Origin of the sequence: Actinocrinis sp. (assembly GCF_035605935.1) — a bacterium.
Taxonomy (GTDB): Bacteria; Actinomycetota; Actinomycetes; order Streptomycetales; family Catenulisporaceae; genus Actinocrinis.
Genome location: NZ_DATNGK010000185.1, coordinates 1 through 16953, shown reverse-complemented (window position 1 = coordinate 16953; position 16953 = coordinate 1). Strand labels below are relative to the sequence as shown.

The 16953-nt window shown below is 69.9% G+C and carries 14 protein-coding genes; 5 read left to right on the top strand and 9 right to left on the bottom strand.

Translation table 11 applies throughout. The features are described 5' to 3' along the window. Positions 1-11 precede the first annotated feature (11 nt). A complete protein-coding gene (cobN, locus tag VN779_RS14995) occupies positions 12-3800 on the bottom strand; it encodes a cobaltochelatase subunit CobN (protein WP_349260803.1) in 3789 nt (1262 codons plus the stop codon). A gap of 299 nt (positions 3801-4099) precedes the next feature. On the opposite strand from cobN, the gene VN779_RS14990 reads away from it, so the two are divergent. Continuing rightward, positions 4100-4864: a class I SAM-dependent methyltransferase gene (locus tag VN779_RS14990; protein WP_325723641.1), complete on the top strand. Its 765-nt coding sequence runs from the start codon at positions 4100-4102 to the stop codon at positions 4862-4864. 110 nt (positions 4865-4974) lie between these two features. Continuing rightward, positions 4975-5448, top strand: a complete 474-nt coding sequence (locus tag VN779_RS14985) for a carboxymuconolactone decarboxylase family protein (protein WP_325723639.1) — start codon at positions 4975-4977, stop codon at positions 5446-5448. A gap of 68 nt (positions 5449-5516) precedes the next feature. Here VN779_RS14985 and VN779_RS14980 read toward each other — a convergent pair whose 3' ends face one another. From VN779_RS14980 to VN779_RS14965, 4 genes are all read right to left on the bottom strand, one after another. Beyond that, entirely contained in the window at positions 5517-6302 is a 786-nt protein-coding gene (locus VN779_RS14980; RefSeq protein WP_325723637.1) for a sulfite exporter TauE/SafE family protein, read from the bottom strand. A gap of 142 nt (positions 6303-6444) precedes the next feature. Continuing rightward, entirely contained in the window at positions 6445-7554 is a 1110-nt protein-coding gene (locus VN779_RS14975) for an SPFH domain-containing protein (protein ID WP_325723636.1), read from the bottom strand. 217 nt (positions 7555-7771) lie between these two features. Further along, on the bottom strand, positions 7772-8188 hold the full coding sequence (locus VN779_RS14970; RefSeq protein WP_325723633.1) for an NfeD family protein: 417 nt from the start codon (positions 8186-8188) through the stop codon (positions 7772-7774). Positions 8189-8315: 127 nt separating this feature from the next. Next, a complete protein-coding gene (locus VN779_RS14965) occupies positions 8316-9098 on the bottom strand; it encodes an ABC transporter ATP-binding protein (RefSeq protein ID WP_325723631.1) in 783 nt (260 codons plus the stop codon). A gap of 47 nt (positions 9099-9145) precedes the next feature. On the opposite strand from VN779_RS14965, the gene serB reads away from it, so the two are divergent. Then, entirely contained in the window at positions 9146-10432 is a 1287-nt protein-coding gene (gene serB, locus VN779_RS14960; RefSeq protein ID WP_325723630.1) for a phosphoserine phosphatase SerB, read from the top strand. Positions 10433-10482: 50 nt separating this feature from the next. Here the strand turns inward: serB and VN779_RS14955 are convergent, their stop codons facing one another. Then, entirely contained in the window at positions 10483-11457 is a 975-nt protein-coding gene (locus tag VN779_RS14955) for a hypothetical protein (RefSeq protein ID WP_325723628.1), read from the bottom strand. A gap of 394 nt (positions 11458-11851) precedes the next feature. Between VN779_RS14955 and VN779_RS14950 the strand changes: the two genes are divergently transcribed. Then, positions 11852-12901 (top strand): hypothetical protein, encoded by a 1050-nt coding sequence (locus tag VN779_RS14950; protein ID WP_325723626.1) that lies wholly within the window; start codon positions 11852-11854, stop codon positions 12899-12901. 28 nt (positions 12902-12929) lie between these two features. Here the strand turns inward: VN779_RS14950 and VN779_RS14945 are convergent, their stop codons facing one another. The 3 genes from VN779_RS14945 to VN779_RS14935 all read right to left on the bottom strand — a co-directional run bounded on the left by VN779_RS14945 (position 12930) and on the right by VN779_RS14935 (position 15287). Continuing rightward, positions 12930-13133, bottom strand: a complete 204-nt coding sequence (locus VN779_RS14945) for a hypothetical protein (RefSeq protein WP_325723624.1) — start codon at positions 13131-13133, stop codon at positions 12930-12932. Between the two features lie 106 nt (positions 13134-13239). Further along, positions 13240-13674 (bottom strand): MarR family winged helix-turn-helix transcriptional regulator, encoded by a 435-nt coding sequence (locus tag VN779_RS14940; protein WP_325723622.1) that lies wholly within the window; start codon positions 13672-13674, stop codon positions 13240-13242. Positions 13675-13676: 2 nt separating this feature from the next. Then, entirely contained in the window at positions 13677-15287 is a 1611-nt protein-coding gene (locus VN779_RS14935; RefSeq protein WP_349260802.1) for an MFS transporter, read from the bottom strand. Between the two features lie 505 nt (positions 15288-15792). Between VN779_RS14935 and VN779_RS14930 the strand changes: the two genes are divergently transcribed. Then, positions 15793-16584, top strand: a complete 792-nt coding sequence (locus tag VN779_RS14930; protein WP_325723618.1) for a hypothetical protein — start codon at positions 15793-15795, stop codon at positions 16582-16584. The last annotated feature ends 369 nt before the right edge of the window (positions 16585-16953 follow it).

The following is a 16953-nucleotide window of genomic DNA, read 5'->3' as shown; positions in this document are numbered from 1 at the left end:
GAAGATCCGCATCATTCGCCTTCGAGGTCGCCCTCCATGTCCAGATAGACCTCGCGCAGGCGGTCGAGCGTGTCCGGATCCGGCGCTGACCAAAGCTTGCGGTCGGCGGCCTCCAGCAGGCGCTCGGCGACGCCCCGCAGCGCCCACGGATTCGACCGCCGCATGAAGTCCGCGTTGGTCTCGTCGAAGACATAGGCGGCAGCGAGTTTTTCGTACATCCAGTCGTCGACCACTCCCGCGGTGGCGTCGTAACCGAACAGGTAGTCCACGGTCGCCGCGAGCTCGAACGCTCCCTTGTAGCCGTGGCGCTGCATGGCGGCGATCCACTTGGGGTTGACGACGCGGGAGCGGAAGACGCGGTGAGTCTCCTCGGCGAGCGTGCGGGTCTTGACCGTGTCCGGGACGGCCGAGTCGCCGACATACGCGGCCGGCGACGAGCCCGTCAGAGCCCTGACGTAGGCCACCATGCCGCCGTGGTACTGGAAGTAGTCGTCGGAGTCGACGATGTCGTGCTCGCGGGTGTCCTGGTTCTTCGCGGCGGCCTCGATCCTGCGGAACGCGGCATCCATGTCGGCGCGGGCCTCGCGTCCGTCGAGGCCGCGGCCGTAGGCGTATCCGCCCCAGACCGCGAAGACCTCGGCCAGGTCTGCGTCGCTGCTCCAGTTGCGCGCGTCGATGAGCGGCAGCAGGCCCGCGCCGTACGCGCCCGGCTTTGAGCCGAAGATGCGCGTCGTGGCGCGGCGGCGGTCGCCGTGCGTGGCCTGGTCGGTGTCGGCGTGCGCCTTGACGTAGTTGACCTCGGCCGGTTCGTCGAGTTGCGCGACGGCCTGGATGGCGTCGTCCACGAGGGCGACCACGTGCGGAAACGCGTCGCGGAAGAACCCTGAGATGCGGACCGTCACATCGATGCGCGGCCGGCCGAGGCGCTCGGCGGGGATGACCTCGAAGCCGGTGACGCGGCGGGAGGCGTCGTCCCAGACTGGTTCGACGCCGACCAGCGCCAAGATCTCGGCGATGTCGTCGCCCTGGGTGCGCATGGCGCTGGTGCCCCAGACCGTGATGCCGACCGAGCGCGGGTAGGCGCCGGTGTCGGCGAGGTGCCGCGCGAGCAGGGATTCGGCGAGGGCGCGGCCGACGTCGTGGGCATTGCGCGACGGGATCGCCTTCGGGTCCACGGAGTAGAAGTTGCGGCCGGTCGGCAGGACGCTGACCAGGCCGCGGGTCGGGGAGCCCGAGGGGCCGGCAGGGATGTAGCGGCCGTCGAGCGCGCGCAGGACGTTGCCGATTTCGTCCGTGGTGCGGCGCAGCCGCGGGACGACCTCATGCGCGGCGAAGCGCAGGACCGCGGCGATGTCGGGAGTGATCGGGCCGACCGTAGTGGCTTGCGTGCGGCTGGCGTCGAGCTCTCCAGCGGAGAGAACGTGAGATAGACCGCTCTCCGCCTCCCGCCCACTTTCGGCGGGCCTGTTAATTGCAGCAGCATCGGCGGCAAGCGCGTCGGCGTTCCAGTCGGCGGCGGCGAGTGCCTCGATCAAGGCCCTGGCTTCGGCCTCGAGTTCGTCCACGTGCGCCGGATCGGTCTCAGCGTCCTGCGGCAGACCGCGCGCGGCGGCGATGGCGCGGCGCAAACCGGGCAGCGCTCCCCCGCGGCCCTCAAATCCGGCCGCTCCGCCGAAGATCTGGCGGGCGCGGACGATCGCGAGCACGTCGTTGACCAGTTCCTCGCCGACGGGTGCGCGGCCGAGGATGTGCAGGCCGTCGCGGATCTGCACGTCCTTGATCTCGCACAGATAGCCGTCGATGTGCAGCACGAAGTCGTCGAAGGCGTCCTCGCCCGGCATCGAGTCCCCATGCCCCTCTAGGAACGCCGCCAGGTCGTGGTGCAGCTGCGCCGCCGTGACCAGCTCCCAGATCTGCGCGCGCACGACCGGCCCCTTCGCGGGGTCCAGGGCCTGCACGGTGGTGTACTCGTCGAGGAGCTGTTCGAGCCGCGCCAGCTCCCCGTACGAGTCTGCGCGGGCCATCGGCGGGATGAGGTGGTCCACGACGGTGGCGTGCGCGCGCCGCTTGGCCTGCGTGCCCTCGCCAGGGTCGTTGACGATGAAGGGGTACACCAGCGGCAGGTCGCCGAGCACGGCGTCTGGAGCGCAGGACGCTGACAAGCCGAGTCCCTTGCCGGGCAACCATTCCAGCGTTCCGTGCTTGCCCAGGTGCACGAGCGCGTCCGCGCCGAATCCGCCCTGCGCTGAGCTCGCGGCGAGCCAGCGGTAGGCGGACAGGTAGTGGTGGCTGGGCGGCAGATCGGGGTCGTGGTAGATCGCGATCGGGTTCTCGCCGAAACCGCGCGGCGGCTGGATCATCAGCACCAGGTTGCCGAAGGTGAGGCTGGCGAGCACGATCTGCGGCGCGCTCGGGTCGGCGTCGTCGACGTAGAGCGAGCCGGGCGGTTCACCCCAGTGCCCGCGGATCGCGTCGCGCAGGTCGGCGGGAAGGTTCGCGAACCAGCGCTGGTAGTCGGCGAGGGGCACGCGCGCCGTCGCGGCGGACAGCTGCTCGGCCGTGAGCCATTCGACGTCGTGGCCGCCTGCGGCGATCAGGGAGTGGATGAGGGTGTCGCCGTCCTGCGGGAAGTCGGCAATTGCGTACCCTGCCTCGCGCATCGCCGTGAACAGGCGCACCGCGGACGCCGGAGTGTCCAAGCCAACCGCGTTGCCGACACGCGCGTGCTTGGTCGGGTAGGAGGAAAGCAGAACGCCGATTCGCTTCTCGCGGTTGGGTTTGCGCGAGAGCGCCGCGTGCCGAGCGGCGATTGCGGCAACGCGCGCGGCCCGCTCCGGGTCGGCGACGTAGACCGCGATGCCGTCGGCGTTGTGCTGTTTGAACGAGAACGGGACGGTGATCAGGCGGCCGTCGAACTCCGGGATGGCGACCTGCATGGCGGCGTCCATCGGCGTGAGCGCGGCGTTCGAGTCCTGCCATGCCTCGCGCGTGGACGTGAGGCAGAGTCCTTGGATGACCGGTACGTCGAGCCGCGCGAGTGCCCCGACGTCCCAGGCGTCCTCATCGCCTCCCGCCGAGGCGTCCGCCGCCACGGCGCCGCCAGCGGCCAGGACCGTGACGATGAGCGCGTCGCAGCCGGTCAGCAGGTCAGTCAAGCCCGCATTGTCCTGCTCGCCGAGTGAACGCAGCGAGGCGCAGAAGACCGCGCGTGCGTTGGCGCCCGCGGCCTCGATCGCGTCGCAGAGTGTTTCGACGAACGCGGTGTTTCCGGAAAGTTCGTGAGCGCGGTAGTAGATGACGCCGACGGTCGGCCGATCAGGATTCACAGCACGTTCGCGGCCCGCAGCGTCGATGTGAACGCCGTAGAGGGGCGTCGGCTGCGGCGGCTCGTACGCGGCATCCGGCTCGTCGCGCAGGATCGCGGCGTCGAGGTATTCCGCCAGCCGCGCCAGGTTCTCCGGTCCCCCGGCCAAGAGATATCCCGACGCGGCGGCGGCGACCGAGAGCGGGACCGAGGACAAGGCCATCAGATCGGCGTCGGGGGTGGCTTCGCCGCCCAGTGCGATGGTCGGGATTCCGGCGCGCGCCAAGGCGGCCAGCCCGTCTTCCCAGACGCGCGCTCCGCCGAGTAGGCGCACAATCGCGACGCGGACACCGTCCAGCAAAGCCGGAATGTCGGCGCCGGCAACGCGAGCCGGGTTCGCGACGCGGTACTCGGCGCGCGGCCGCGGGGTCGACGGCAACGCGCTCGCGGCGCGGGCGGCGAGCAGGTCCGTGTCCGCGGTGGAGACCAAAAGGATCGTGGGGGGCGGCGGCGCCTCATCGGGGGCGTACTCGGGGCGTTCCACGGACACTGTGCGGGCGCTGCCTTTCGCGTCGATGCGCCATCTGCCGCACGAATCAGGGTCCTGATGCGTAGGGCAATGGTCGCCGGGGCCTCGCGGCGCGGTTTCGGCGCCGTTGACCGGGTCACCGGGCCGCCGCGCGGCGGATCGCCAGCCTATCGCCCCGGCGTCGTTATCCGATCGTCACCTTTCGGTCGCCACCTGGTCACCGGCCAATACGGTCAAAGCATGATCGTTGGTGTTAGGTTCGCACTGTGGCTATCCACCACGCCGCAGAACTCGGCTATCAGCGCGCCGCCGCGGACTACGAGCGCGTCCGCCCGTCGTACCCGACGCGGTCCCTGGCCGTGCTCGCCGACGCACTCGATCTGCGCGCCGGCCGGTGTGTGGCCGAGGTGGGCGCCGGCACGGGGAAGTTCACCCGGCTGCTCGCGCTGACCGGGGCGCGGGTGGTCGCGCTCGAACCGGTGGCGGCGATGCGCGATCGGCTCGCCGAACTGCTCCCCCAGGTCGAGGTGGTCGACGGGCTGGCGGAGGCGACCGGTCTCGCGGACGGCGAGATGGACGCCGTGGTGGCGGCGCAGGCCTGGCACTGGTTCGATCCGGCGGCGGCGCTGGCCGAGGTGGAGCGAGTGACCCACAAGCGCGGGCGGCTCGGCCTGGTGTGGAACACGCTCGACGAGACGGTGCCGTGGGTGGCCGAGTACTCGAAGATCTACCGGCAGTGGCGCACCGAGGCCGTTCCGGGGCACCGCGACGGCCGGTGGCGCCGGTTCTTCGACGACCTGCCGGGCTGGGCACCGCTCGCCGCGCAGCACGTGCCGAATCCGTTTGTGACGGACCGCGAGGGCGTGCTCGGACAGGCGCTCACCTCCAGCGTGATCAGCACCCTGGACACCGGGAGCCGCGCGCAGGTGCGCCAGGAGCTTGAGGCCGTGCTCGACCGGCACAAGGAAAGTAGCGGCGACCGGATCGAGATCCCGTACGTGACCGACCTGTACTGGACCGCGCGGATCTAGGTTTTCGCACCGCCGCGCCTTGAGACACAGGTCACATTCGCCGCTGTCACACTTCCCCGCGCTACTCCGTCAGAGCTGTGTAACCAACCACGATGACGGAGGAGTTCCTCATGGAAGCCCGTTTGGACGGACAGAACAGCGCGGTCCTCGGCAAGGTCATCAAGTACGTCAACTCGGCCGGCAAGGTCCTGTCTGACTCGTCGCTGCCGCTCGCGATCCAGGAGCTGGTGAAGCTGCGCGCCAGCCAGATCAACGGCTGCGGTTTCTGCACCGACATGCACTACAAGGACGCCGTGCACGCCGGGGAGGACCCGTTGCGGCTGAACATGGTGGCGGCCTGGCGCGAGGCGAAGTGCTTCTCCGAGGCCGAGCGCGCGGCGCTGGAGCTGGCTGAGGAGGGCACACGCATCGCGGACGCGGCCGGCGGCGTGCCCGACGAGGTGTGGGCGAACGCGGCCAAGCACTACGACGAGGAGCAGCTCGCCGCCCTGGTCGCGGTCATCGCCGTGATCAACGCCTACAACCGCTTCAACGTCATGCTTCAGCAGCCGGCCGGCGACTACCAGCCGGGCATGTTCGGCTGAACCACGACAGGTGAGCGGTCTCGGGGCTGCCGGCGCGCGAGGGGCGCCGGCAGCCCTGGTGTCCTAAGTCAGGCGAGCAGCCGGACGAGCGCGACGACTCCGACACAGACGATCACGCCGCGCAGCGCGGCCGGCGGAAGCTTGCGACCGATGCGCGCGCCGAGCTGGCCGCCGAGCACGGAGCCGGCGGCGATCAGCCCGGCCGCGCCCCAGGCGATGTGCGTGGAGAAGATGAAGATGACGGCCGCGACGCCGTTGACCAGCGCGGCCAGCACGTTCTTCGCGGCGTTGAGACGCTGGAGGGTGTCGGTGAACGCGATGCCGAGCAGCCCGATGAGGATCACACCCTGCGCCGCGCCGAAGTAGCCGCCGTACACGCCGGTGCCGAAGACCAGCGCCCAGAGAATCGGACCGCCCGAGGCGTAGGCGCGCCCGGCTTCGCCGCGCCCTCCCCGCGCCGCCTGGCGCAGCGCGACCCATCGGGCGAGCGCGGGCTGTGCGACGACGAGCGCGAGCGCGACAACGATCAGCGCGGGCACGATCGCTTTGAACGCCCCCGCGGGGAGGGTGAGCAGCAGGATCGCGCCGGTGAGGCCGCCGAGCACGGAGGCGCTGCCGAGCAGCAGCAGCCGGGATCGCTGGCCCGTCAGCTCCTTGCGATAGCCGTGTACGCCGCTGATCACGCCGGGCACCAGGCCGACGGTGTTGGTGACGTTGGCGAGCACCGGTGAGTAGCCGAACGCGAGCAGGGTCGGGAAGGTGATCAGCGTGCCCGAACCGACGACGGTGTTGATGGTCCCGGCCGCCAGCCCGGCCGCGAGCAGCGCGACTACCTCGCCGATCCCATGCGTCACGCGACCAGCCTACCGGGGAACGTCTAGTGGTCGGCTGAGACGAGCCCCTTACCGATTGTGTGACTCAACACAGCGCGGCCGCGCACGCCCGCGTCGGCGGTGTGCGCGGCCTTGGCTAATCGTCTTGTTATCCGGCCTCGGGCTACTCGTCCTCAGCCCCGTAGAGCACATCGGCGGGTGACAGGCGGCGCGGCCGCGGCGTCGTGTGCGCTGGACGATCGGCCGGCTCTCGGGTCGGGCCGCTCGCCGCCGGGGCCGCCGGAGCGGCCGAGGGGCGCGGTCCAGCCGGGCGAGCCGGGTCGCCGCCTTCTCCCCCGCCGCCGCCAGAGTTGCCGGGGCCTGAGCCCGGGCCGGGTTCGCCGTTGGCCTGCGGTGCGCCGATCTTGCTGAACGCGCCGCCGATGCCCTCGACCGCCTTGCCCAGTTCGCTCGGCACGATCCAGACCTTGTTGGCCTCGCCTTCGGCGAGCTTCGGCAGCATCTGCAGGTACTGGTAGCTGAGCAGCTTGGAGTCGGCGTCGCCTTCGTGGATGGCCTCGAAGACCTTCTTGATGGCCTGCGCTTCACCGCCCGCCCGCAGTTCCGCGGCCTTCGCCTCGCCCTCGGCCTTGAGGATCATCGACTGCCGGTCGCCTTCGGCGCGCAGGATCTCGGCCTGCTTGACGCCCTCGGCCTGCAGCACGGTCGCGCGGCGCTCGCGCTCGGCGCGCACCTGCTTCTCCATGGCCTCGGTGATGTCGCGGTTCGGCTGGATGGTGCGCAGCTCCACCCGGTTGACCCGGATGCCCCACGGTCCGGTGGCCTGGTCCAGCGCGTCGCGCAGCTCGGTGTTGACCTCGTCGCGGCTCGTCAGGGTGCGCTCAAGGTCCATGCCGCCGACGATGTTGCGCAGCGTGGTGGAGACCAGGTACTCGATGGCCTGCACATAGTTCTGGATCTCGTAGGTGGCCCGGCGCGGGTCGGTGACCTGGTAGTACACCACCCAGTCGATGTAGACCAGCAGGTTGTCCTCGGTGATGACCTCCTGCGGCGGGAACGGCACCACCTGCTCGCGCATGTCCACGGTGGCCCGGATGGTGTCCGCGACCGGGACCAGGAAGCGCAGTCCGGGTTCGAGGGTGCGCCGGTAGCGGCCGAAGCGCTCGACGACCTGGGCGCTGGCCTGCGGGACGATCTGCACGGACCGGTAGAGGAAGTAGGTGACCGACAGCACCACGATCAGCACCACGAGAATCGCGGTGACCACGCTCATCCCTGCCTCCCCTGGATATGGCGCCGGCCTTCGGCCTCAAGCGCCAGGATCCCCTTGCCGCGTCGCGATATGACGATGCGGTGAGCTGCAAAAGTTAAAGTACTGACGAGCCCACACGATACTGCGATTATGCCCAAAGTTTCAGCCCGTCAGGCCTAACGCGCCGGGCCGAAAAGATGACCCGGGGGCGCTGTGGTGCGAACGATCAGCGCTGTGCTCAAATGACCAGCGCCGTCGCGCCGTCGATCTCCAGGACCTGCACGACGGCGCCGGGTTCGAATACGGCCTCGGGGTCGTAGGCGCGCGCGGTCCAGATCTGGCCGCTGAGCTTGATGCGGCCGGTGTGCGCGTCGACGCGGCTGGTGACCAGGGCGTCGCTGCCGACCAGTGCGGCCACTCCGGTGCGCAGTCCGGGCCGCGACTGATGGCGCATCACGACTGGGCGCAGAAAGGCGATCAGGCCGGCGCTGGCGGCCAGGAACACGGGTATCTGCCCGGCCAGCGGCAGGCCGAGGACCGCCAGCGCGGCGGCTACTGCGGCGGCCACCGCGGCCATCAGGCAGGCGAGGGTCGCTGTCGCACTCTCGGCCAGCAGCAGTAAGACGGCTGTGACCATCCACCAGACCCAGCCCATGCCGACCATGGTACTGACGGCGATCGACTTTGCGCAGTCCGTAGCTGGTTTTTCAATGCTTACAGTGCCCTGACACGACCGCTTAGCTCAGCCTACTGATTCAGTCCGGCGGCGCTGACCGCGTCCGTCACAGTCCGCGCGCGTAGTACCTGCCGCCGCTGCTCTCCACGGCCAGCGGGATGTTGAAGCAGGCTGACAGGTTCTCCGCGGTGAGGGTCAGCGGCACCGGGCCGGCCGCGACGATGCCGCCCTGGCGCAGCATCAGCACGTGCGTGAAGCCGGGTGGGATCTCCTCGACGTGGTGGGTGACCAGGATCGTGACCGGGGAGCTCGGGTCGGCGGCGTGATTGGCCAGGCGGCGCACCAGGTCCTCGCGGCCGGCCAGATCGAGCCCGGCGGCCGGCTCGTCGAGCAGCAGCAGCTCGGGGTCGGTCATCAGGGCCCTGGCGATCAGGACCCGCTTGCGCTCGCCGGAGGAAAGGGTGCCGTAGACGCGCTCGGCGAACCCTTCCATGCCCCACCAGGCCAGCAGGTCGTCGGCGCGGCCGGTGTCCACCTCGTCGTATTTCTCGCGCCACCGGCCCAGCTGGCCGTAGCTGGCGGTCAGCACGGTGTCGCGGACCTTGGCGGTGCGAGCGAGCCGCAGGTCGACGGCCGCTGAGGTCAGGCCGATGCGGGGGCGCAGCTCGAAGACGTCGACCTTGCCGAGGGTGTCGCCCAGGATGGTGGCGGCACCGCTGCTCGGGTGCAAATTCCCGGCGGCGATCTGGAGCAGCGTGGTCTTGCCGGCTCCGTTGGGCCCGACCACGACCCAGCGTTCGCCCTCGGCGACCCGCCAGGTGATCCCGCTCAGCAGCTTCTTTCCGTCCCGCACCAGGGAGACGTCGACCAGGTCGAGCACGTCCGTCATGTGGCCAAACCTATAGGGTGCGGATGACGGGCCGGTAGCGTGGGGCCATGCAATCGGAGATCGTCGGGGCGCCGGGCGGGCGTCCCCTTGGCCTCGCGGACGACGCGCCGACGCTGCTGGTCACGGTGTTCGGGGCGGACCGTCCCGGGGTGACCGCGGCGCTGTTCGAACAGATCACCGCGTTCGAGGCGCGCACCGGCTACGCAGCGCGGGTCGCCGACGTCGAGCAGATCGTGCTGCGCGGCCGGCTGGTACTCGGCGTGCTGGTCACGGCCCCGGCGGACCAGACCGAGTTCCGGATCGCGCTGCATCGCTGGGCGGCGGCGTGGAAGCTGGACCTGGAGATCACCGAGGGGCGCGGCGACAACCGCAGGCGCCGGGCCGGGCGAAGCCGGGTGACCGTGCTCGGCTCGCCGCTGACCGCGCGGGCGATGGAGATGGTGGCGGGGCGGGTCGCCGAGGCCCAGGGCAATATCGACCGGATCGTGCGGCTGGCGAAGTACCCGGTCACGGCGATCGAGCTGGACGTGTCCGGGGTGGACCCGGCCGAGCTGCGCGGGGTGCTGGCCGCGGCCGCGGCCGACGCCGGGGTGGACATCGCGGTGCAGCGCTCGGGGCTGGCGCGACGGGCCAAGCACCTGGTGGTGATGGACGTGGACTCGACACTGATCCAGGACGAGGTGATCGAGCTGCTGGCCCGGCACGCGGGCTGCCTGGAGCAGGTTGAGCAGGTGACGGCGGCGGCGATGCGCGGCGAGCTGGATTTCACCGCGTCGCTGCGTGCGCGGGTGGCGCTGCTTGAGGGGCTGCCGGAGTCGGTGTTCGACAAGGTGCGCGCGGAGGTGCGTTACACGCCGGGTGCGAAGACTCTGGTGCGCACACTCAAGCGGCTCGGGTATCAGGTCGGGATAGTGTCGGGTGGGTTCACTCAGATCACTGACACGCTGGTCGGGCAGCTCGGCCTGGACTTCGCGGCGGCCAACACGCTGGAGGTCGCGGAGGGCCGGCTGACCGGCCGGGTCGTGGGCGAGGTGATCGACCGGCCGGGCAAGGCGGCCGCGCTGCGCCGGTTCGCCGCGACCGCGGGGGTGCGCCTGTCGGAGACCGTGGCGATCGGCGACGGCGCGAACGACCTGGACATGCTGGCCGCGGCCGGGCTCGGCGTCGCGTTCAACGCCAAGCCGCTGGTGCGTGAGGCGGCGGACACGGCCGTGAACGTCCCCTTCCTCGACACGATCCTTTTTCTGCTGGGGATTCCGCGCGATGAGGTCGAGGAAGCGGACGAGGCGGCGGGCGTCACCGAGACCATTGGGGCCGGGCCGGACGATGCCTGACGTTCGCGTCGGGTTCGCACGGTCGCCTGACGTGCTAGCGGGCTACTGCGCTAGCGAGCGGTCGCGCTCGCCGGCGTGGCCGCGGGCTTCGGGCGCAGGACTGAGGCGAGGCCGAGCGTGGCGAGCAGTCCGATGACGCAGTAGCAGCCGAGAATGAACAGCGGCGCGGCCGTGTTCGCGCCGCCGAAGTACGCAACCGCGCGGGTGGCGTCCGTACCAGCTCCCGGCGGGAAGAACGCCCCGATCGAGCGCCAGAACGGCGGGATGAGCGCGCGGGCGTAGGCTCCGCCGGCCGAGGGGTTGCCGAGGATCACGAACAGCAGCACCGCGACGCCGATGCCGAGTACGCCGAGGGCGACTTGCAGCGCCATGGTGACCGCGCCGGCGCCGAACACGACCAGCGCGCCGACCAGCGCCAGTCCCCAGAAGTCCCCGGGCAGCGCGCCGAGTTCGTGCTGCACCAGCCAGGCTCCGACGCCGCCGGCCACGCAGGCGGACAGCGCGAGGGCGACGAGGCGCACGACGGCTCGGGTGGGCGTCGCAGGACGTGCTCCGGCACTGACACCGAGAATCGAGGCGATCAGGTAGCCGGTGACGGTCCATCCGACGGCCATATAAAAGGAGGAAAGGCCGCCGTTGTCCGCGGCCGCGACGGGCACGAGGTCCCGGACGGTGACGGTGCGCTGCTGCTGTCCTTCGGCGCCCTGGATGATCCTGGTGACCGCGTTCGAGATGGACGGGCTGGCGGCGGAGGCGATGTAGAGGGTGTCGGTGTTGCTGGCCGGGTCGATGACGAGCGCGCCGGTGCTGGTGCGGTCGGAGACGCGGGCGCGGGCGGTCGCCGCATCGGCGATCAGACGCGGAGTGAGCGGCTTGCCGGGCAGGCCGGCGATGCCGGAGACGGCTTGGCTCTGGACGGCGGCCGGCGCGACGACGTCGAACGGCAGGTTCTTAGCCGCCGGGTGATGCAGGGCACCGACATAGGACAGGATGAAGCCGACGCCAAGGCAGAGGGTCGCGATCACGAGGAGGGCGGAACGCGGCCTGACGGCGTCTCTGATCTCGGACCAGACGCTAGGGCGAGGTTGCGGCGAAACGTCGCGAGCAGCGGTGAGGCCGGACTCGCGGTCCGCGCCCGCCCGGACGGGCGCAATGAGCTCGGTGTCCGGTTCGGATTCGGGTTCGGGAGCAGGTGTGGCGGCAGCGTCTGGAGCGGCGTTGGCTGCGGTACGGGCCTCTGGGGCGTTTTCGAGCTCGTCGCGTTCCGTCATGCTGCCATTGTGGGTGCGCCGCGGCCCTATCGCTCGCCGGGCCAGGCTCTGGACCAGGGCAGCACGGCTACCGCGCTGACCTGCGACTTCGCGTCCGCCGCCGGGAAATACGTTCGACGATGCGGTTGTGAGCTGCGAGGATGACGCCGTGTCAGCGCGCGCCGGGACCTACTCCTCGGTCATGGATATGGTCGATCTCACTCCGGTGGAGCCGAGCAGCGGCGTCCCACCATGGCGCGACCCGCGGTGGCTCGCCGAGGCCGCGGCTTGGATCGAGGAGCAGCTCGCGCGCGCGGGACTCAGCCGCTCCGGCAAGCCGGCTCTGCGCGCACGTATGTGGTCGGTGGTAGCACGAGTACCGGTCGGCGAGCACGGGGCCGCTTGGTTCAAGGCGAATCCGCCTGGTTCGGCGTTCGAGCCGGCACTTATCGCGGCGCTGGCGCAGTGGGCGCCCGACCTGGTTCCGCCGCTGATCGCCGTGGATACGGAGCGCGCCTGGACATTGACGATGGACGCTGGTTCGCGGTTGGGCGAGAAGCTGGAACGCGATCCCGATCCGGCGCACCTCGCGCCCCTCCTGCATCGCTATGCGAACCTACAGCTGGATCTGTCCTTACGCGCCGAGGAATTGTTCTCGATCGGTCTGCCCGATCTGCGAGCGTCGGCGTTGCCCGACCAATTGCAGGCGCTGCTTGCCGGCCACGCGGTAGTGCGCGCTTTGGGAGAGAAACGCCACGATGAGTTGAGCGAGTTCGCGGCTCAGGTGCGCGTTTGTTGCAAAGAGTTGAACGGGTTCGGCATCCCGCCCTCGTTAGACCACGGCGATCTGCACCCGAACAACGTATTCGGGTCCGGCGAGAGCGCCCTTCCCTTCGACTGGGGCGACGCTTCGCTGACTCATCCGTTCAGCACGCTCCTGATCCTGCTGCGTTCTTCGAAGCAGTTCTTCGACTCCGCCGGACTGGCTAAGCTGCGCTGCGCATACCTTGAGCCCTGGGCCGACAAGGGATTCTCGGTTGCCGACTTAGAGCGGTCCACAGATCTCGCGCTCCGCCTCGCGCCGATCTCGCGGGCGATGGCGTGGGGACGGGTCTTCCCCTGCTTCGCCGGGGTCGAGGAGCCGAACGTCAACGCGGCCCGCTGGCTCGCGCGACTGCTCGCGGCCGATCCGCTCGGCGATCACGACGACGCTGCCTGACTGATCGTCAGCGGCCGGCGGTCAGGCGTCAGCCGTTGTGCGAGCCCCAGATCGCGACGATGACGAGCACAGCGAAGATCGCGACCATGCCGAGGGCGACGTACAGCGCCTGGCGGTGTCCGGCAGCGCGCGTGGTTTCCCGCCACTCACGCGGCGGCCACTCCTCCTGCTGCTGCGGCGCCGCGGCCTGGTCTTGCGGCGCGGCGTCGCGGGGAGTGTCTGTCTCGTTCATGTAGCAAGTCTCCCACCTGCGGTCCGCGTGACCGGTGCCGGGGTGTGGTGTTCGGCAGGCGGCATGCGGCAGGTGGTGGGCCGGTGTGAGCCGGTGCCCGTCACGCTCAGTCGGCTTCTTCGGCCAGCTGTTCGAGTACCGGAAGCGCGGCGACCAGCGTCTCGTACTGCTGCGGGCTAAGCCGCGCGGCCCGCTCGGCGAGCATCGCGGAGCGCTCGGTGCGCACCTTCTCCAGCAGGGTGCGCGCGGCCTCGGTAACCACGATGTGGCAGGAGCGGCCGTCCTCCGGGTCCGGGATCTTCTGCACCAGGCCGGCCTCGACCAGTCCGCTCACGGTACGGGTCATCGAGGGCGCGGCGACTTTCTCGCGCGCGGCCAGTTCGCCCTGCCGGATCGGTCCGTGCTTCTCCACCATGACCAGTGCGGAGATCTGGGCGAAAGTCAGCTCGCTGGTGGAGCGCTGGGCCAGCCGCCGGTGCAGGCGGCCGACCGCGACACGCAGGCGGGTGATGTCCTGCGGATCGGGTGGCGGCGTGGTCATTGTCAAACCTTAGCTCGGGTCCGGCGCGGCGGCCGTATCGCGGATGCCAGCGCGCCGACCAGGCTCATCCCGATGGCGAGCCAGAACACGACGATGAGCCCGTCGTGGAACGGCCCGGAGATCAAATGCGGGAAGAACTGGCGGCCGGTGAGCGTCGCCGCGTTGTGCGCCGGCAGCGCGCTCAGGACGTGTGGGCCGAGCAGTTGCTGTATCGGGTTGTAGCCAAGGAAGGCGGCGAACAGCACACCGACCGGGGGCAGCGCGGCGACCGCGTGGGCGGCCTGCGCCGGGACTCCCTGCGCGGTCAGTCCGCTGTAAAGGGTGCTGGGCAGGCTGGAGGCGAGACCGACGACCATCAGCGAGAAGAACAGGCCGATGGACAGCACCATGCCGGAGTTCTGGAAGGTTGAGCGCATCCCTGAGGCCGCGCCGCGCTGGTGGGCGGGGACGCTGTTCATGATCGCGGAGGCGTTCGGCGCGGAGAACAGGCCCGAGCCGAGGCCGTTGAGCAGGATCAGCGCCGCGAACGCCGGGTAGCTGAAGTCGGTGGGCAGCAGCAGCATCCCGCCGAAGGTGGCCGCCATGAGCAGCAGGCCGCCGATCGCGAAAGAGCGGTGCCCGTACCGGTCGGACAGCCGGCCGGCGATCGGACCCGCGACGAGGAAGCCGACGGTCAGCGGCACGAGGTAAATCCCGGCCCACAGCGGGGTCTGCGCGTAGTCGTATCCGTGCAGCGGCAGCCAGATGCCTTGCAGCCAAATGATCAGCATGAACTGCAGGCCGCCACGGGCGACGGACATCAGCAGGCTGGCGGCGTTGGCACCGGCGAAGAGGTGCGAACGAAACAGGCCCAGCGGGAACATCGGTTCAGCGGTGCGCGACTCGATGACGACGAAGGCGACCAGGACCGCGGCGCCGCCGACGAGCCCGGCGATGATCAGCGGGTTTGTCCAGCCCATCGTGTGCCCGCCGTAGGGCTGGATGCCGTAGGAGATCGCGGCCAGCAGCGCGGTCAGCCCGATCGCGAAGGTCGCGTTGCCCCACCAGTCGATGCGGCCGGGTCGGCGCGCCGAGTTGTCGTGCAGTGATTTGTACGCCCAGAGGGTGCCGATGACGCCGATCGGGACGTTGACCCAGAACACTGAGCGCCAGTCCCAATCGGCCAGCACTCCGCCGAGGACCAGGCCGATGAAGGAACCGGCCAGCGCCGCGACGATGTTGATGCCGAGCGCGGTGCCGCGCTGGTGGGCGGGAAAGGCGTCGGTGATGATCGCGGTGGAGTTCGCCATCAGCATCGCGCCGCCGATCGCCTGTACGACGCGCCAGCCGATCAGCCAGAGCGCGCCGTGCCCGCCGGTGAACGGGTCGAGGGACAGGATGATCGAGCAGACGGTGAAGACCGCGAACCCGAGGTTGTAGATCTTCACCCGCCCGTACATGTCGCCGAGCCGGCCGAGCGTGACGACGAGCACCGCGGTGACGAGCATGTAGCCCATCAGCATCCAAAGCAGGTAGCTGACGTTGCCGGGTTCGAGCGGGTTGAGCCGCACGCCGTTGAAGATGGCCGGCAGCGAGATGAGCACGATGGAGCTGTTGATCGTGGCCAGCAGCATGCCGAGGGTGGTGTTGGACAGGGCGACCCACTTGTAGTGCGGGTGGTCCGGGCCCGAGGACAGCGCGCCGCGGAATCCGCGCGGGTGCGGGATCGCGGTGGCGGCTATGGACGCCGCGGCGGGCGTGGCAGCCGCATCGGCTGTGGCGGAGGCAGATGCGGCGTGCGCTGACGCGTTCGCGGTGTCACGCTCTCCGGTCTCACGCATTTCTGCCTCACGCATTTCGGTGTCGCTGTCCGGCGGCATGTGGGCGCTCCAGATAGTTAGCTTACGTTAACTAACTATAATCGGCGGCCAGAGACCTGGCAAACCCGGTGATCCCGGCCTTAGGGGCGCCAACGGCATCAACACACTGGCCCAGGTCAACAGATCGTCAAGTTCCACCCATCGACCGGCCAACTTCCGAACCGCGACGCCGCAGCGCCCGTGACAGGCCAAGTCATCCTCTTATAAGTTCGTCCGCCAATAGCCACACATCGCTGCGATGGGGAGGTCGGATCCACCGGTGGGCTCGCATGGCAAGCCGAAGGGTCGCGGCGACTACCAGCATAGCAAAGCCCTGACTCAGGCTGGGGTCGAGAAGCCGTGGACCCGGCGTTATCCCGCGATCACCGCGGCGGCTTTGGCCGGCACCGTGGTCGGCGGGCCCGGCGGCGTCGCGGCGGCGATGGCGTTCTCGGCCCATCCCGCGGACACGACGACGGACACCCGGGTCATCGCGGTCGCTCCCCCGCAGCCGTTGGTGCAGGCAGCCGCGGCGCCGATCATGGCTGCCTCTCCTTCCGCCAGCGCGACCCCCACCCCCAAGCCCACGAAGACCGCGCCGCCGAACCCGTACGCGCACACGACGCTCTCGCAGCTGGAGCCGACGGCGCTGTATGGGACGCAGAACACGTTCACGGCGACCGCGACGCAGTGGGCCAACGCGCGCGTGATCGTCAAGGTGGCCGAGCAGCGCAAGATGCCGCTGTACGCGGCGGTCATAGCGACCGCTACCGCGATCCAGGAATCGGACCTGGTGAATCTGACGACCGCGACGAACGCCGACTCGCTCGGCCTCTTCCAGCAGCGGCCGTCTCAGGGTTGGGGCACGGCGGCGCAGATCACCGATCCGTACTACTCGACCAACGCGTTCCTCGCGGCGCTGGACGTCTACGCGCCGCACTACATGACGATGTACCTGTGGCAGACGGCTCAGGCGGTTCAGCGGTCTGGCTTTCCGACCGCGTACGCGCAGTGGGAGACACAGGCGGCGCGCATGGTGCTGGCCATAGTCAACGGCACCGCGCCGCACTAACTGCTCACGCCACTCCCGTCGCCTCCTCGCCTGCGTGGCTGGCGACCTGATCGTCCGTCAGTCAAGACGTCCATCCGTCTGATTCCCGTATTGCAGAATGACTTAGTAAAGATTCTTGACACGATGAACCGATCGGGCGGACCCTTTCCAGACAATCAGCCGCCATAAGTAGTCACCGGACCGGCGCTCCCGGCGACGCACGGAAACCTGGAAAGAGTTACCCATGCGTTCCGCACTCCCCCGCGGCGCCCGGCGCCGTGTCACCGCCCGCCGCTCGGCTCTCGCCGCGACAGCCGCCACGGCCCTGATTGCCGGCGCCGCCGCGCTCGCGCCCGGAGCCAGCGCGGCGGGCGCATCCGGTTCGGTCGC